Genomic DNA, 14,127 nt, shown 5'->3' with positions numbered 1-14,127 from the left:
CTCGACCGCCAAACCATGCCGACCTCCCGAAAAATCATCTCGAAAGTGTCAGGCATGTCTCCGAACATCTGTCAGGTATGTATCCGGGCTTTACATCAAGCCCTGGGATGACGGAGGAGAGGTGGTGCCCCGGGACCACAGGCCTCGCCGGCGCGATGAAGCTGCGGCCCCACAGCGGCGATTGCGCGACGGCAAAAGCGAGGCCGCTCAAGCCGCGCGGCGGTGCAGCCTGTGAGGTGCCGCGGCTCTACTGTTTTGTAACCGCCTGTGACGGGCCTTGCTGCAGGTCCGCCTCGTCGGCGAGAATGGCGGCGGATTCGTCCAGGAGGACGTCCTTGGCATTCTTGCGGGCGTTTTCCATGGCGATGTCGGCGCTCAGGCTGCGTTCGTCTGCCTGCAGGCCGTCATCTCCACCAAGGTCCTCGTCATCGGCTCCCTGGGCTCGCGACTTGAAGCGGCTTTCCCGGGCAGCGGCTTCCTTGCGGCGTTCGGCTTCGTTGAGCGAGATCAGCCCTTTCTCGCGCTGGGCCTTCAGGTCGGCAATGTCTTTCAACAGGCGCTGGAAATCCGGATCGCTCTTGACCCGGGTATCATGGCGGCTCTGCAATGCCGGCAGCAGCGTCTTGATCGTGTCGGAGGGGGTGTATTTCGCGGGTTTGATCTCAGCCCATGGCAAAGCATTGTCATAGCTGGTTTCGCCGAAGCTCGTGGGATCAGACAGGCCCGGCAGGCTGAGATCGGGTGTTACGCCGCGCAGCTGCGTGGTGCCGCCGTTCACCCGGAAAAACTGCGAAATCGTCACTTTCAGCTCACCGAATTCGGGTTTGCTGTTGTGAACCACCTGGTCGAGATCGACGACGGTCTGCACGGTGCCCTTGCCGAAGCTGGGTTCCCCGATGATCACGCCGCGGCCGTAATCCTGGATCGCCGCGGCAAAAATCTCCGACGCCGACGCCGAGCCGCGATTGATCAGGACGCCCATCGGGCCTGTCCAGACGGGTGCTGCAAAATCGGCGCTTCTGACGCCGATCTTGCCGTCGCTGCCGCGCTGCTGAACGACCGGGCCGTTGCCGATGAAGAGGCCGGTCAAATCGATCGCCTCATCCAGCGAACCGCCGCCATTGTTGCGCAGGTCGATGAGAACGCTGTCGACCTTTTCATCACTCAGCTCGCCGAGAAGCTTGGCGACATCGCGGCTTGCGCTCTTGTAGTCCTTGTCGCCTTTGCTCTTGGCTTCGAAATCCTCGTAGAAAACAGGCAGCGTAATGATCCCGATCTTGCGCGTGGTGTCGCCCGCCTTGACGGAGAGAACGGTTTTCCTGGCGGCCTGCTTGTCGAGGCTGATCTTATCGCGCACCAGGCTGACGACGCGATGGGCGGCATCGGCGCCGGCATCGGCCGGCAGGATATCCAGGCGCACGACGGAGCCTTTTTTCCCGCGGATCATCTGCACGACTTCATCGAGGCGCGTGCCGACGACTTCCTTGATCGGCCCATCCTTGCCTTGACCGACGCCGGTGATGCGGTCGCCGACGGCGAGCTTGCCGGAGAGTTGCGCCGGCCCGCCGGGCACGAGCTCACGAATGGTCGTGTAGTCGTCGCGCTCCTGCAGCACGGCACCGATGCCGAACAGCGACAGCTTCATCGAGACATTGAAATCGGCCGAAGCGGCCGCGCCGAAATAATCCGTATGCGGATCGACCGAGGTGGCATAGGCATCCATGAACGACTGGAAAACATCGTCGCTTTTGAACTTGTAAGCCCGCTCGAGCGAGTTTTCGTAACGTTTGTCGAGGGTTTCGCGTATCGCTGCGTCGGCCTTGCCGCCGAGCTTCAACCGCAGCCAATCGCTTTTGACGCGCTTGCGCCAAAGCTCGTTGCTCTCGGCTTCCGACTGCGGCCACGGCTCTTTATCGCGCAGCACCGAAAAACTTTCCTGCGTGCTGAAATCGAAGCCCTGCTTCAGCAGGCCGCGCGCATAGGTCATGCGGTCGACGACGCGCTGTTCATAGGCGTTGAAAATCGCAAAGGGGATCTTCAAGTCCTGCTTTTCGATCGCATCGTCGATCTCGCTGCGGTCGGCCATGAACTTGTCGACATCCGTTTGCAGGAAGAGCATGCGGTCCGGATCAAGCGACTTGATGAAGCTGTCCATGATCCTTTGCGACAAGGCGTCATCAAGCGGAACGGGCTTGTAGCTATATCGCGAGAGAAATTGCGCGCTCAACTGAGCCGCCTGCGCCTGCCGCTTCAGCGGCGCCAAAGCAGGCGGCGAGGCAACTTCAGCATATGCGGACTGTGCGAGGGCAAGAAATGCTGCAAGAAAAACATAGGGTATGCGCATTCAGCGTTGATCCAATTCATAATGCCTGATGTCGATGGTGATCTAGGTGAGACAATTATGGTCTTTTGGCAAGCAGGTGGCAAATAACATGGTTGGCAATGCCAAGAAAATGCATTTGAGGGTAGATCGTCGCCACTGGGGCCGGCGCGTTCGTCAAGACCATCGGGGATGGCGTGATGGCACTTTCCGAGCCGGTACCACGCGGTGACGGCCGGTATGGCCTCAAAGGGATCAAAAAACACCGATTTGTTATACCCATCTTTGATAAGCGATACATTCTGTCGCTGAGGGATGGCGCAAGGCGCAATCAAACCGTCAGATCCTGGAGTATCCAGCCCTGCTGGACGGCGGCCTCCATCATGGCGGGACTGACACTCGCCCTGCGAATACCCAGAGCGAGCAAGGTCCGAGGCCTGGTAATTCCGACAAACACATTCGTGGCGGCGGTCAGATGGGCATCGCTGGCCGCAAAGTCACGATCCTCTATACCAAGTGCGTGCGGCAGGACGGTCGTGAGATCCATGGTTCGCTGGTCGGCCGCTTGACCACGATATATTTCGGTTTCTAAAACAAGTATGGCATCAACCGTCCGTCCTTTGACTGAATGAATCGATCCCAGTTGAACTAGGACGCCATTTGCGGTGACGGCGTTTCGCAAAACCTGAGCGCCGGCTGCTACCGCGTTATCTGAACCTTGATCGATGAACGCCACGAAAGTAGCACACTCGTCATTGCCGTTGACATCCAGGACTATTCCCAGAGCCGCCGACAAGGCTCCCAGGAATTCTTGCCAAGCTTCGGCGCGCCAAACCGCCTGGCCATTTAAGACGTGGAGGTACAGCAGATGACGGGCGGCTATGTGCTTATCTCCGTCAGCGGCAAGAATACGCCAAACATTACCGTTATTGACCCGGTGTCCGTCTGGCCCTTGATATCCCGCAATGTCTAGGAGTTCAGAGAGCGACCGACAAAGCATCTCGGCAATGCGTGCCGGGGTTTCGTGGGCCGCATGCAGCGTCGCTGCCTGCCGCAGAATTGCACAGAATGAGGTGGGCTTGCTGCTACCTGACGAACCGGGACGATAGGCGGGATGGTAGTCGACAAGGCTTTTGGGCCAGTCTCCGCGCCTGTCCCGATAGAGGTTGTGACGCGAACTCACAGCCCAGGTCTCGTGACCGTCAGGAATCCGGTTCCCCCAGTGATCCCGCACCTTCTCTGCATAGGTCGGAATGACATCTCCGATTCTGGCTTCGTTAAACATGATAATGTGGCGGTGGGCGGGATAATTCTCCAGGCTGGTTATTATCTGTGGTCGCCGCACCGTGAGGCGGCTGGCGAAAGCAGCAATAGGCTCTCCGAACCGCCGAGTCTCATTGAGAGGTATAGCTTCGGCTGCTGGCTGCCAGTAATCGCCTGGGGCAAGTGTAGGATCTTCATAAAGGGTTTGGTTTTGGTCACCGAGCAGTTGGAACGCCACACCGCCGCCACCGAAGATCCGGTGCAACAAGGCAAGCTGAGGCCCATGTGTGTCCTGGGCCTCATCTAGAATCACCAGAGGGAACCGCGCGCGTAATTTATCGGCAAGCCCGGGGCAGTGCTCCATTGCGCGTGCGGCAAGAGCCGTCATATCGCCAAAGCGATAGTAGCCGTCTCTGGTCATACTCGCCTTGATTTGCTCAAGCTCTGCGCCACTATCTGTGTGCGGGCCAACTTGACGCGGACGTGCGCGGATGCCGATGCGATCCGGCACGGGCCCCGGTTGGAAGTTAAAGGCAGAAGAAAACTCCAGTTTAGCAACCCAGTTCTCGACGTTCTTTGGCTGACGTCTCGCCATGGCTCGCAGGTTTGGCCGGCTTGCAACTCTCCTTTTCGCGACCGCCGCGAAGACCTCATCGTCAATTCGCCGAAGGGGCCAACCAAGGCCGCGCAGATATGGTAGGGCGATAAAGCGGTCGATGAACGTCGTAACCGTTCCGATGAAATGCGGGTAACCCAGAAATGCAGATGCACTGGCGTGGGAAGCAAGGCGCTTTTCCACTTCGATGCGTGCGGCATTGGTATGTGAAATGACACACACGCCTTCCGAACGTGAATTCCAAGTGCGCGATAGCAAACTGAGTTTGGCTACAAGTAAAGTCGTCTTCCCGTTGCCTGGTGCGGCTTGGACATCGCATGACTCAACCGACGAAAGAAACGCTCTCTGGCTCGGTTGGGAAAAGTCGCAGCCTCCCATTTCTTCGCTTAGGGCTGCCAGGATTTCGGGCGTCAGTTCTGCGACCTTGATCATGCAGCACCCGCAGCGGGCGGCGCGGGACTACTGGTCGCATAATCTATCGCATTGGCGATGTAGGGCGGCAGTTTCGCTCGAAAGACCGCGGGTGCATCAGTCAGTTCATCAATGAGCCGGGCAAGCTGTTCTGCTACTTCACTTTTCGAGACCCCGCCTTTTTTGGACATGGGAGCAAATATGAGGACTGCGACATCGTCGTCCGATTTATTAGCGTCAGCCTGCCACGCAGCAACCTTCGCCTTCGCATCGGCAATGATTTGACCGCGCGTTTTCCTGCGGTCGCCCTTGACGAGCTTAACTGCGGCGTGAACCAGTTCAGCCAGATCAGGCATTCGCGACAAGTCAAATTCCAGCGTCCATTGTTCGGAGGGAAAGCTTCGCACGCTTCCGCCGTCATCCTTCCTGAGGCCAGCGAGGTGCTGCTGCTTCTTGGCCGGAAAGATTGTCGATTCCGTCTTGCGCGAACCTACAATCTTGGCTGCGGCGTCCGGCGGGATATCCCTATCCGGCAACAGGGCCACAGGAACCGGCATAACCATTCCATCGGCACGCTGGAGAATGCGGCTGTACCGAAACAATCCCCGATGACCGACCTTGATGATCGATACGCCATGCTTGCCAAGCGGCCTGCCCATTCTCCTTGCGATAGCCGGAAGGAGAATGTTTTCCGCATCACCCTCGACCACTATCAACCCTCGTGCAAAGAACAGGTTCGCTTTGGTCGCATCAAGAAAGCGCCTGAGGAATTCGTAGTCATCAGCAGCTAGGTTGGTCTTTCCGTGAGCTAAGGGATAGGCCTTGTGACCTATGATCATAATCATCGCATCAAGCCTGCATCCGGCCGCCAGGGTTGGGCTGTGCGTTGACAAGAGAACCTGGACTTGCTGATGATCAGCCTGCGCTGGAGTCGCAGCCCGTTCTTCAAGCACCTGCATAAACAACGTTTGCAGTTGAGGATGCAAATGGGCTTCTGGTTCTTCTATGAGAAGCAGCGGAACTTGATCAGGATGTGATTGCAGCAATAGCAGTTCGGCTGCCATGAACAGCAGGTTGTTATAGCCAAGTCCGCGGTTAAGACGTTCAAGCTGACCGGGCGGCGCATTGAGGTAAAGTTCAAGCCGCTCCAGCAATTGATCGAATGAACCTTTTGCTCCCAGGCTCAGGGTTGCCGTGAGCGGATCGTCAGCAAAAGACAGGCTTTCAAGGTAGCTCGTGTTGACGACTTGCTCGATGTTCTGGACTGCGGCGTTGTTCTCAACGCTGTCGTTTGCCGCTTTCATTGTATCAACAAGTGTAGCCGCCCCGCCGGCCGCTGCCGGCGCGCTTTGTGAAGCCATAATCGGCAATGCGCCAAGTATTCGCGACAATCGAGACCGCTTCCCCGACCGAAGTTCGCGCTCCGCGTCGCGCAGCGGACGTAGATAGGTCGTCCGAAGATATTCGCGTAAATCACCTTCCACCGGTGGCCCGTCGGCATCTTTGCAGGCCCGATACTGTGTCATCACTATGTGACCGCCGCCACGTTGCCTGCGCAATGTCGCGCGAACGCAAACGTAGAGCCGTAACGTGCCCCCTTCATTGGAACACCATTCAAGAAAACGGGATTGTTCAGCAGCTGTAAGACCGTCGAACTTGCAGCGAATAAGAAGTTCGGTTTCGCGCCGTCCGTCCGCTCTTACGTGGAAATCATTCGGATCGAGCCTGAGGAAATCGTCGCCCCGTGTCCAAAGTACGTGACGAGGTGCATCAATGACGGCACTCTTGCCGGCATCATTCGGGCCGACAAGTACGTTCAGGCCGGGCTGCACGCTGATAGTCAAGGGAGCTTCGGCTGCAAAGCAACGAAAACCGGAAGCGAATATCTCGGCAAGATACATGAATTCTCCCGCACTCTTAGGGAATCGCTATGTCAGGCAAGATACTGCAAATTGGCTTGGCGGACATGAGGGGATTGCTCTTCACAGTCCCGCCCGTTCGGGATCCCACACAACATGATTTGCGATCCAAGACCGGCAAATTCCAGCTTTACCCAACGCCCCGCGCCTAAGGCCAATCCGCATAACCCGAGGACAGCATGCTATTCTCCGACCCCGCCGACGCCCGGGCGATTTCGCGGTAGCCGGCGGGGGAGAGACCGGTTTTGCGTTTGAAGAAATGGCTGAAATAGGTGGGGTCACGGAAGCCGAGGCTGTCGGAGATTTCCTGGATGTTGCGGGCCGAGCGCTCCAGTCTCAGCTTTGCCTCCTGCACCACGCGCTCATGCAGAAGCTGGATCGGCGAGCGGCCGAGTGTCCTTTGGCAGATCGAATGCAGGCGGTCGGCGGTGACGCCCAGTTCGGCGGCATAATCGCTGATCGGCCGGTGCTGGCGGAAACCGGCTTCGACCAGCTGGCGATAGCGCTGCAGGATCGAGCCGGTTTCGCCCTGCCCGCGCGGCTCGTTTCTTTCGCCGTCGCTGCCGCGCCAGAGCGTCATCAGGATCAGCCTGAGATAGGCGGAGACCACCATCGAGGAGGCCCGGGCGGGATCGCCGAGTTCCCGCACGAAGCCTGAGATCAGCGGGCTGATTTCCGCCACAGCCAAGGGATCGCGCGCCTCGACCAGCTTGCGCTGCTCGGTGAAGAGGCGCAGCGAATAGGATTCCACCTTGTCGCCGATCGCATCGACCATGATCTGCGCCGAGGCGCCGATGAGATGGGCGGCACTTCCGGCTGATATCGACAGGTCGCAACGCGCCTGCGGCGGCAGGAAGGCAAGCAGCGGCCCGTGCAAGGGGCGATCTTCGCCGCTCTCGAAATGAAGCTCGGCGGCGCCTTCGCCGAGCAGCAGGAAATGGTGAAAATCGGCATAAAGGCCTTTTTGCAGACGGATGCGCCGATGCGACAGCGACGGCGCGTGCCACTCGCCCCTGGCATAGTGATGAATGCCTCCGTCCGTTGCCAAGGCTGCTCCTCCGTTCCCGCCCAATAGTGCCCTTATCGCCGGATAATTACAATATTAACCCAATAAATCGCATTCCATCCGCAATCGATCGGCGTAACCTTATCGTCATCAGCCTTTGGGAGGAGGCATTCCGACAACGCGGGAACGCTGAAGCGGCCTTTGGGCCGTCGCGTCCGCTCGTCTTCTCCCCCGGCAAACAATGTGGGTGTCAGCACTTGGCGCCAGCACGTGAGGAATGGGTGGAACGGTGTTTTCGGCAAAGCTGATGATCAACAATGAGGCGATTGATGCCTCCGAGGGGGCGACCTTCGAACGTCTGGATCCGCTGACCGGTGACGTCGCAACGACGGCCGCCGCCGGATCCATCGCCGACATGATGCGGGCCGCCACTGCCGCCGCGGCCGCCTTTCCCGACTGGTCGCAGACCGGCCCGGGCGAGCGACGCAGGCTGCTGAACGCCGCGGCCGATCTGCTCGATATCAGAACGCCGGAACTCGTTGCCGCGATGACCGGCGAAACCGGCGCCACGGCGCAATGGGCGGCGATCAACTGCCGGCTCGGCGCCGATATTTTCCGCGAGGCGGCGGCGATGACCACGCAAATCTCGGGCGAACTCATTCCATCCGGCATTCCCGGAAACCTTGCCATGGCGGTGCGCCAGCCGGCCGGCGTCTGTGTCGGCATCGCGCCCTGGAATGCGCCCATTATTCTCGGCGCCCGCGCCGTCGCCATGCCGCTTGCCTGCGGCAACACCGTCATCCTGAAAGCCTCCGAACTCTGCCCGAAGACCCATGGGCTGATCGGCGACATCCTGCGTGACGCCGGTTTTCCCCGCGGCGTCGTCAATGTCGTCTCCAATGCGCCGAGCGATGCCGCCGCCGTCGTCGACGCGTTGATCGCCCATCCGGCCGTGCGCCGCATCAATTTCACCGGCTCCACCCGTGTCGGCCGGATCATCGCCGAGACCGCGGCGCGGCATCTGAAGCGCTGCCTGCTCGAACTCGGCGGCAAGGCGCCGTTCATCGTGCTCGCCGATGCCGATATCGACGAGGCGGTGGGGGCGGCCGCCTTCGGCGCCTTCATGAACCAGGGCCAGATCTGCATGTCGACCGAACGGATCATCCTGATGGACGAGATCGCCGACGGCTTCGTCGGCAAGTTCCGGGTGAAGGCCGAAACCCTCGTCGCGGGCCATCCAGGCGACGGCAATACGCCGCTCGGCACGCTGATCAATGCCGAGGCGGCGCGGCGCGTGAAATCGCTCGTCGACGATGCCCTGCAGAAGGGCGCGGTGCTTATCTGCGGCGGCCGGCCCAACGGCACGCTGATGGATGCGACGGTCATCGATCACGTGACGCCTGCCATGCGCATCTACCGCGAGGAGAGTTTCGGGCCGGTTGCGGCGATCGTCCGGGTCGGCAGTGTCGACGAGGCGGTGACGGTTGCCAACGACAATGAATACGGGCTCTCGGCGGCGGTTTTCAGCACCGACATCAATGCGGCGATGGCTGTTGCCATGCGGCTTGAATCCGGCATCTGCCACATCAACGAGGCGACGGTTTCCGACGAGCCGCAAATGCCGTTCGGGGGCGTCAAGTCGAGCGGCTACGGCCGTTTCGGCGGCAAGGCCGCGATCGACGAATTCACCGAGCTCCGATGGATCACCATGGCTGGGGGAAAACGACACTACCCGATCTGAGTTCAGACCGGGACAAACGAGGCAAACGGGCTGGGAGGCCCGCATCAAGAGGGAGGAATTTCATGAACGGCATTTTCCGCAACGGCAAACTCAACACGGCATCGCTGACCCGCCGCTCTTTCATCGCATCGGCTGCCGCAGGCAGTGCAGCGCTGGCGCTTTCCGGCCGCACGGCTTTCGCCCAGGGCGGCGATACGCTGAAGGTCGGCTTCATCAGCCCGCGCACCGGCCCTCTCGGCGGCTTCGGCGAGACCGACGGCTATGTGCTGGAACTGGCGCGCAAGGCGCTGGCGGGCGGCCTGCAGGCGGGCGGCAAGACCTGGAAGGTGGAGATTATCGACCGGGACACCCAGTCCGATCCCTCGCGCGCCGGGCAGCTGGCGAAGGACCTGATCAACAATGAGGCGATCGACCTGATGCTCGCCGTCTCGACGCCGGAAACCATCAATCCGGTGGCCGATGCCTGCGAGGCGGCGGGCGTTCCCTGCCTTTCCACCGTCATGCCCTGGGAAGCCTGGTATTTCGGCCGCGGCGCCAAGCCGGGCGCGCCCTCGCCGTTCAAATGGACCTATCATTTCGGCTTCGGCGTCGAAGAGTTCCACAAGGCCTATGTCTCGCAATGGAGCCTGATCGAGACCAACAAGAAGGTCGGCGTCATGTATCCGAACGATGCCGACGGCAATGCGATCCGTGCCCATCTGGCGCCGGCCCTTGCCAAGGCGGGTTTCACCATTGTCGATCCCGGCGCCTATGAAACCGGAACGACCGACTTTTCGGCGCAGATCGCTCTCTTCCGGCAGGAAGGCGTGGAGATCTTCAACTCCTTCCCGATCCCGCCCGATTTCGCCGCCTTCTGGCGTCAGGCGGCACAGCAGGGTCTGACCCAGCAGATCAAGATCTGCCAGGTCGCCAAGACCGGCCTGTTCCCATCCGATATCGAGGCGCTCGGCGATCTTGGTCTCAACATCGGCAGCGCCGCCTACTGGCACAAGGCCTTCCCCTACAAATCGACGCTGACCGGCGTCTCCGGCACCGAACTTGCCGACGGCTATGAAACGGCCAGCGGCAAGCAGTGGACGCAGCAGCTCGGCGCGAGCCTGGCGCTGCTCGATGCCGGCTTCGATGCGCTGAAGGCGAGCACCGACGTCAAGAGCAAGGAGGCGGTCGCCAAGGCGCTCGCCACGCTGAAGACCACGACGATCGCCGGCAAGGTCGACTTCACCAGCGGCCCCGTCGCCAATGTTTCTCCCGGGCCGATCATCGGCACGCAATGGGTGAAGGCGCCGGAGGGCTCGAAATTCGCACTCGACTACGTCGTCACCGAAAACGCCACCGATCCCAATGTCCCGGTCGGCGCCAAGCTGACCGCCTACAACGGATAACAGCAGTGCAGAGGCAAGAAGCGCAAAGACGGCCGGGGGAAGCTTTTCTCTCGGCCAGAGGGATCCACAAGCGGTTCGGCGCGCTTGTGGTGCTGGAGAATCTCGATTTCTCCATGGGCGACGGCGAGGCGGTCGGCATCGTCGGGCCGAACGGCGCGGGCAAGACGACGCTACTCAGCGTGCTTGCCGGCGCCTATCGCCCAAGTGCCGGAAGCATCACCTTCGACGGCACTGAGGTCACCGGCCGGACGGCGGCGGAGCGCTGCCGCGCCGGGCTCGTGCGGACGCATCAGATCCCCAAGCCCTTCAGCGGCATGACGACCTTCGAGAACGTCTTCGTCGCCGCCTCGCACGGCAATGCGGCAAGCCGCGACGAGGCCTATGAGCGGGTGGTGGATTCGCTGTCGCTCTGCGGCATGCTCGGGGTCGCCAACCGCCAGGCCGATACGCTCGGCCTGCTGGATCGCAAGCGCCTGGAGCTTGCCCGTGCGCTTGCCACCCAGCCGCGACTGCTGCTGCTCGACGAGATCGGCGGCGGCCTGACCGATGGCGAGGCGAGCGAACTCGTCGAAACCATCCTGGAATTGCGCCGCCGCGGCATCGGCATCGTCTGGATCGAGCATATCGTCCATATCCTGCTGCAGGTGGCGGAACGGCTGATCTGCATGGATGCCGGCCGGATCATCGCCGACGGCGACCCGAAGACTGTCATGAGCGATGCCGAGGTGGTGAAGGCCTATCTTGGAGGGACGCCCGCATGAGCCTGCTTTCCATTGAGAATCTCGACGTCCGCCACGGCCTGCTGCAGGCGGTGCGCGGGGTCAGCTTCGATATCGTCAAGGGCGAGGTGCTGGCGCTGGTCGGTGCCAACGGCGCCGGCAAGTCGACGCTGCTCAGATCGATCGCCGGCGCCCATCTGCCCGCCTCCGGCCGCGTGCTTCTCGGCGATGAAGACCTGGCCACTGTCCCCTCCCACAAGCGGATCGCCAAGGGCATCGCCCTGGTGCCGGAAGGCCGGCGGCTGTTTTCGCAGATGACGGTCGAAGAGAACCTGCTTCTCGGCAAGAGCTGCGGGCGCAAGGGCGCGTGGAACATCGACCGTGTGCTCGACGCCTTCCCGAACCTGAAACCCCGCCGTCACGCCAAGACCGGGCACCTCTCCGGCGGGGAACAGCAGGCGACCGCCATCGGCCGGGCGCTGATGAGCAATCCCGATATTCTTCTGCTGGACGAGGTCTCGCTCGGGCTTTCGCCCCTGGTCGTCGACCGCGTCTATGCGCAGCTGCAGGCGCTGCTGACTTCGGGAACGACGATCGTGCTGGTCGAGCAGGATCTCGGCCGCGCCATGAGTGTCGCAAGCCGTGTCATCTGCATGCTGGAAGGCCGCATCGTGCTCGACCGGCCGGCAGCCGCCGTCACCCGCGACGAGGTCACCAAAGCCTATTTCGGATTGCACCGGTCATCCGGCGAAAGGAGCGCATCATGATCAACACCCTGATCCAGGGCCTCCTGCTCGGCGGTTATTACGCCGTCATCGCCTGCGGCCTGTCCTTCATGTTTTCGGTCATGCGGATCATCAATCTCGCGCATGGCAGCCTGGCGGTCGCGGCCGCCTACGGGTTGTGGCTGCTTGCCGCCAAGGCCGGCATCCCGCCCTTCGCCGGCCTACTGATCGTGCTGCCCGTCATGGCGGTGATCGGCTGGCTGCTGCAGCGCTTCATTCTCGAACGCAGCGCCCGCGGCGGCACGCTGCTGCCGATCCTGACGACCTTCGGCCTGTCGATCGTCATCGACAACCTGCTGTTCGAACAGTTCGGCGCCGACACAAGGTCGCTCGCGCCCTTCATCGGCAACCTCTCCTATGCATCCTGGCAGCTGCCGGGCCACATCTTCGTCGGCAAGCTTGCCGTGATGATGATGGTGACGGCGATCCTCATTCTCGGCGGGCTGCAATTCTTCCTCGGCCGTTTTGCGCTCGGCCGCGCCATCCGCGCCACGGCCGAGGATCCCGATACGGCAGGGCTCGTCGGCATCGATGCGCGCAGGGTGAATGCGGTGGCGACCGCCATCACCATGGTCACGATCGGCATTGCCGGCGCCTTTCTCGGCATGCGGGCGACCTTCAGCCCCTATGCCGGCGGCCCGCAGCTGCTCTTTGCCTTCGAGGCCGCGGTCATCGGCGGAGCCGGATCGCTCTGGGGCACGCTTGCCGGCGGCATCATTCTCGGCCTTGCCCAATCGCTCGGCGCGCAATTGCATCCGCAGGGCTTTCTGATCGGCGGCCATGCCGTGTTCCTGCTGGTGCTTTTCATCCGGCTGTCCCGGTCCCATCTGCCGGTTTTCGATAAAATCGCAGCACTTCTGAAACCCGGCGCCCTCCTCAACCTTCGCGCACGCCTTCGGAGCCCGACATGAGCCCCAATACGAGCTTCGCCTCCAACGGAATATCGATCGAGCGCTGGACGACCTCGTCGCGGGTGGCGCTTGGCTCCATGGCCGCGGTGTTTGCCTTGCTGATCCTTGCGCCTGCCGTGCTCGGCGCCGGTGCGATCGACCGGATGACGGCGCTATTCATCTATGTGATCCTGGCCGCCATGTGGAATGCGCTTGCCGGTTTCGGCGGGCTGGTCTCGGTCGGCCAGCAGGTGTTCTTCGGCCTCGGCGCCTATTTCACCATTCGGCTCGCCGATGCGGGGCTCGATCCCTTCGTCTCGGTCTTTGCCGCCGCAGTCGTGACCGGGGCGCTGTCGATCCCGCTTTCGCTGTTCATGCTGCGGCTGAAGGGCGGCGAGTTTGCGATCGGCATGTGGGTGGTGGCCGAACTCGCCCATCTGCTGGTCAATCTCGACCGGCTGATCCAGGGGGAAACCGGAACCTCGCTGATTTCGCTCAATGTCTATGACAGCGGCACGCGGCGGGCGGCGATCTACTGGCTTGCGCTCGCATCCATGGCCGCCCTGCTCGGCGCGCTCTTCATGCTGATGCGCAGCCGTGCGGGTGCGGCGATGCAGGCGATCCGCGACAATGAGGAGGCGGCGACCTCGGTCGGCGTGCGGGTGACCGCCACCAAGCGGCTGCTCTTCGTGCTCGCCGCCTTCGGCATCGCGATTGCCGGCGGCCTGTGGCTGGCGACCGCCACGACCTTCCAGCCGAAGACCTATTTCAGCGTCCAGTGGACGGCCTACATGATCTTCATGGTGCTGGTCGGCGGGATCGGCAAGTTCGAGGGCGCCATCCTCGGGGCCATCCTGTTCTTCGTCATCGAGACGTTCTTCGGCTCGGCCGGCGTCTGGTATCTGATCGGGCTTGGCGCCACCGCGCTGATCTTCTCGCTCTACCTGCCGCGCGGCCTCTGGGGCGAAATCGAACGCCGTTTCAACCTCCAGCTTCTGCCCGTCGGCTACCGGCTGAAACTGCCCGGCCCGACGAAAATCAAATGGAAAGAATGAACCGACCTGCTTACTGGCTT

Annotated in this window: 10 protein-coding genes; 6 read left to right on the top strand and 4 right to left on the bottom strand. The window is 61.6% G+C overall.

Going from position 1 to position 14,127, the window contains the following annotated elements:
- Positions 1 to 247: 247 nt before the first annotated feature.
- The 4 genes from GGD57_RS25160 to GGD57_RS25145 all read right to left on the bottom strand — a co-directional run bounded on the left by GGD57_RS25160 (position 248) and on the right by GGD57_RS25145 (position 7,577).
- A complete protein-coding gene (locus GGD57_RS25160; protein ID WP_184472930.1) occupies positions 248 to 2,344 on the bottom strand; it encodes a carboxy terminal-processing peptidase in 2,097 nt (698 codons plus the stop codon).
- A gap of 307 nt (positions 2,345 to 2,651) precedes the next feature.
- On the bottom strand, positions 2,652 to 4,631 hold the full coding sequence (locus GGD57_RS25155; RefSeq protein ID WP_184472929.1) for a UvrD-helicase domain-containing protein: 1,980 nt from the start codon (positions 4,629 to 4,631) through the stop codon (positions 2,652 to 2,654).
- Positions 4,628 to 6,511 carry an ATP-dependent nuclease gene (locus GGD57_RS25150; RefSeq protein WP_184472928.1) on the bottom strand — a complete coding sequence of 628 codons (1,884 nt, stop codon included), beginning with the start codon at positions 6,509 to 6,511 and terminating at the stop codon, positions 4,628 to 4,630. Before GGD57_RS25150 ends, GGD57_RS25155 begins: the two co-directional genes overlap by 4 nt.
- Positions 6,512 to 6,677: 166 nt before the next feature.
- Entirely contained in the window at positions 6,678 to 7,577 is a 900-nt protein-coding gene (locus GGD57_RS25145; protein ID WP_184472927.1) for a helix-turn-helix transcriptional regulator, read from the bottom strand.
- A 235-nt stretch (positions 7,578 to 7,812) separates the two neighbouring features.
- On the opposite strand from GGD57_RS25145, the gene GGD57_RS25140 reads away from it, so the two are divergent.
- The 6 genes from GGD57_RS25140 (at position 7,813) to GGD57_RS25115 (ending at position 14,107) form a co-directional block, all read left to right on the top strand.
- Complete coding sequence (locus tag GGD57_RS25140; protein WP_184472926.1) at positions 7,813 to 9,276, top strand: aldehyde dehydrogenase; 1,464 nt, start codon at positions 7,813 to 7,815, stop codon at positions 9,274 to 9,276.
- A 62-nt stretch (positions 9,277 to 9,338) separates the two neighbouring features.
- The gene (locus GGD57_RS25135; protein ID WP_184472925.1) at positions 9,339 to 10,658 is read left to right on the top strand and encodes an ABC transporter substrate-binding protein; all 1,320 of its coding nucleotides are present in this window, start codon (positions 9,339 to 9,341) and stop codon (positions 10,656 to 10,658) included.
- A 5-nt stretch (positions 10,659 to 10,663) separates the two neighbouring features.
- The gene (locus tag GGD57_RS25130) at positions 10,664 to 11,419 is read left to right on the top strand and encodes an ATP-binding cassette domain-containing protein (protein WP_184472924.1); all 756 of its coding nucleotides are present in this window, start codon (positions 10,664 to 10,666) and stop codon (positions 11,417 to 11,419) included.
- The gene (locus GGD57_RS25125; RefSeq protein ID WP_184472923.1) at positions 11,416 to 12,144 is read left to right on the top strand and encodes an ABC transporter ATP-binding protein; all 729 of its coding nucleotides are present in this window, start codon (positions 11,416 to 11,418) and stop codon (positions 12,142 to 12,144) included. The genes GGD57_RS25130 and GGD57_RS25125 overlap by 4 nt, the downstream gene beginning before the upstream one ends.
- Complete coding sequence (locus GGD57_RS25120; protein WP_184472922.1) at positions 12,141 to 13,073, top strand: branched-chain amino acid ABC transporter permease; 933 nt, start codon at positions 12,141 to 12,143, stop codon at positions 13,071 to 13,073. The genes GGD57_RS25125 and GGD57_RS25120 overlap by 4 nt, the downstream gene beginning before the upstream one ends.
- Positions 13,070 to 14,107 carry a branched-chain amino acid ABC transporter permease gene (locus tag GGD57_RS25115; protein WP_184472921.1) on the top strand — a complete coding sequence of 346 codons (1,038 nt, stop codon included), beginning with the start codon at positions 13,070 to 13,072 and terminating at the stop codon, positions 14,105 to 14,107. The genes GGD57_RS25120 and GGD57_RS25115 overlap by 4 nt, the downstream gene beginning before the upstream one ends.
- The last annotated feature ends 20 nt before the right edge of the window (positions 14,108 to 14,127 follow it).

Origin of the sequence: Rhizobium esperanzae (assembly GCF_014197615.1) — a bacterium.
Classification (GTDB): domain Bacteria; phylum Pseudomonadota; class Alphaproteobacteria; order Rhizobiales; family Rhizobiaceae; genus Rhizobium; species Rhizobium esperanzae_A.
Note: the sequence above shows the minus strand (reverse complement) of the source record. Positions and strands in the feature narration are given on the sequence as shown.

What these genes read in the sequence shown, in the direction of transcription:
- GGD57_RS25160 (WP_184472930.1), bottom strand. Translation starts at nt 2,344, where the DNA reads ATGCGCATACCCTATGTTTTTCTTGCAGCATTTCTTGCCCTCGCACAG.
- GGD57_RS25155 (WP_184472929.1), bottom strand. Translation starts at nt 4,631, where the DNA reads ATGATCAAGGTCGCAGAACTGACGCCCGAAATCCTGGCAGCCCTAAGC.
- GGD57_RS25150 (WP_184472928.1), bottom strand. Translation starts at nt 6,511, where the DNA reads ATGTATCTTGCCGAGATATTCGCTTCCGGTTTTCGTTGCTTTGCAGCC.
- GGD57_RS25140 (WP_184472926.1), top strand. Translation starts at nt 7,813, where the DNA reads ATGGGTGGAACGGTGTTTTCGGCAAAGCTGATGATCAACAATGAGGCG.
- GGD57_RS25135 (WP_184472925.1), top strand. Translation starts at nt 9,339, where the DNA reads ATGAACGGCATTTTCCGCAACGGCAAACTCAACACGGCATCGCTGACC.
- GGD57_RS25125 (WP_184472923.1), top strand. Translation starts at nt 11,416, where the DNA reads ATGAGCCTGCTTTCCATTGAGAATCTCGACGTCCGCCACGGCCTGCTG.
- GGD57_RS25120 (WP_184472922.1), top strand. Translation starts at nt 12,141, where the DNA reads ATGATCAACACCCTGATCCAGGGCCTCCTGCTCGGCGGTTATTACGCC.
- GGD57_RS25115 (WP_184472921.1), top strand. Translation starts at nt 13,070, where the DNA reads ATGAGCCCCAATACGAGCTTCGCCTCCAACGGAATATCGATCGAGCGC.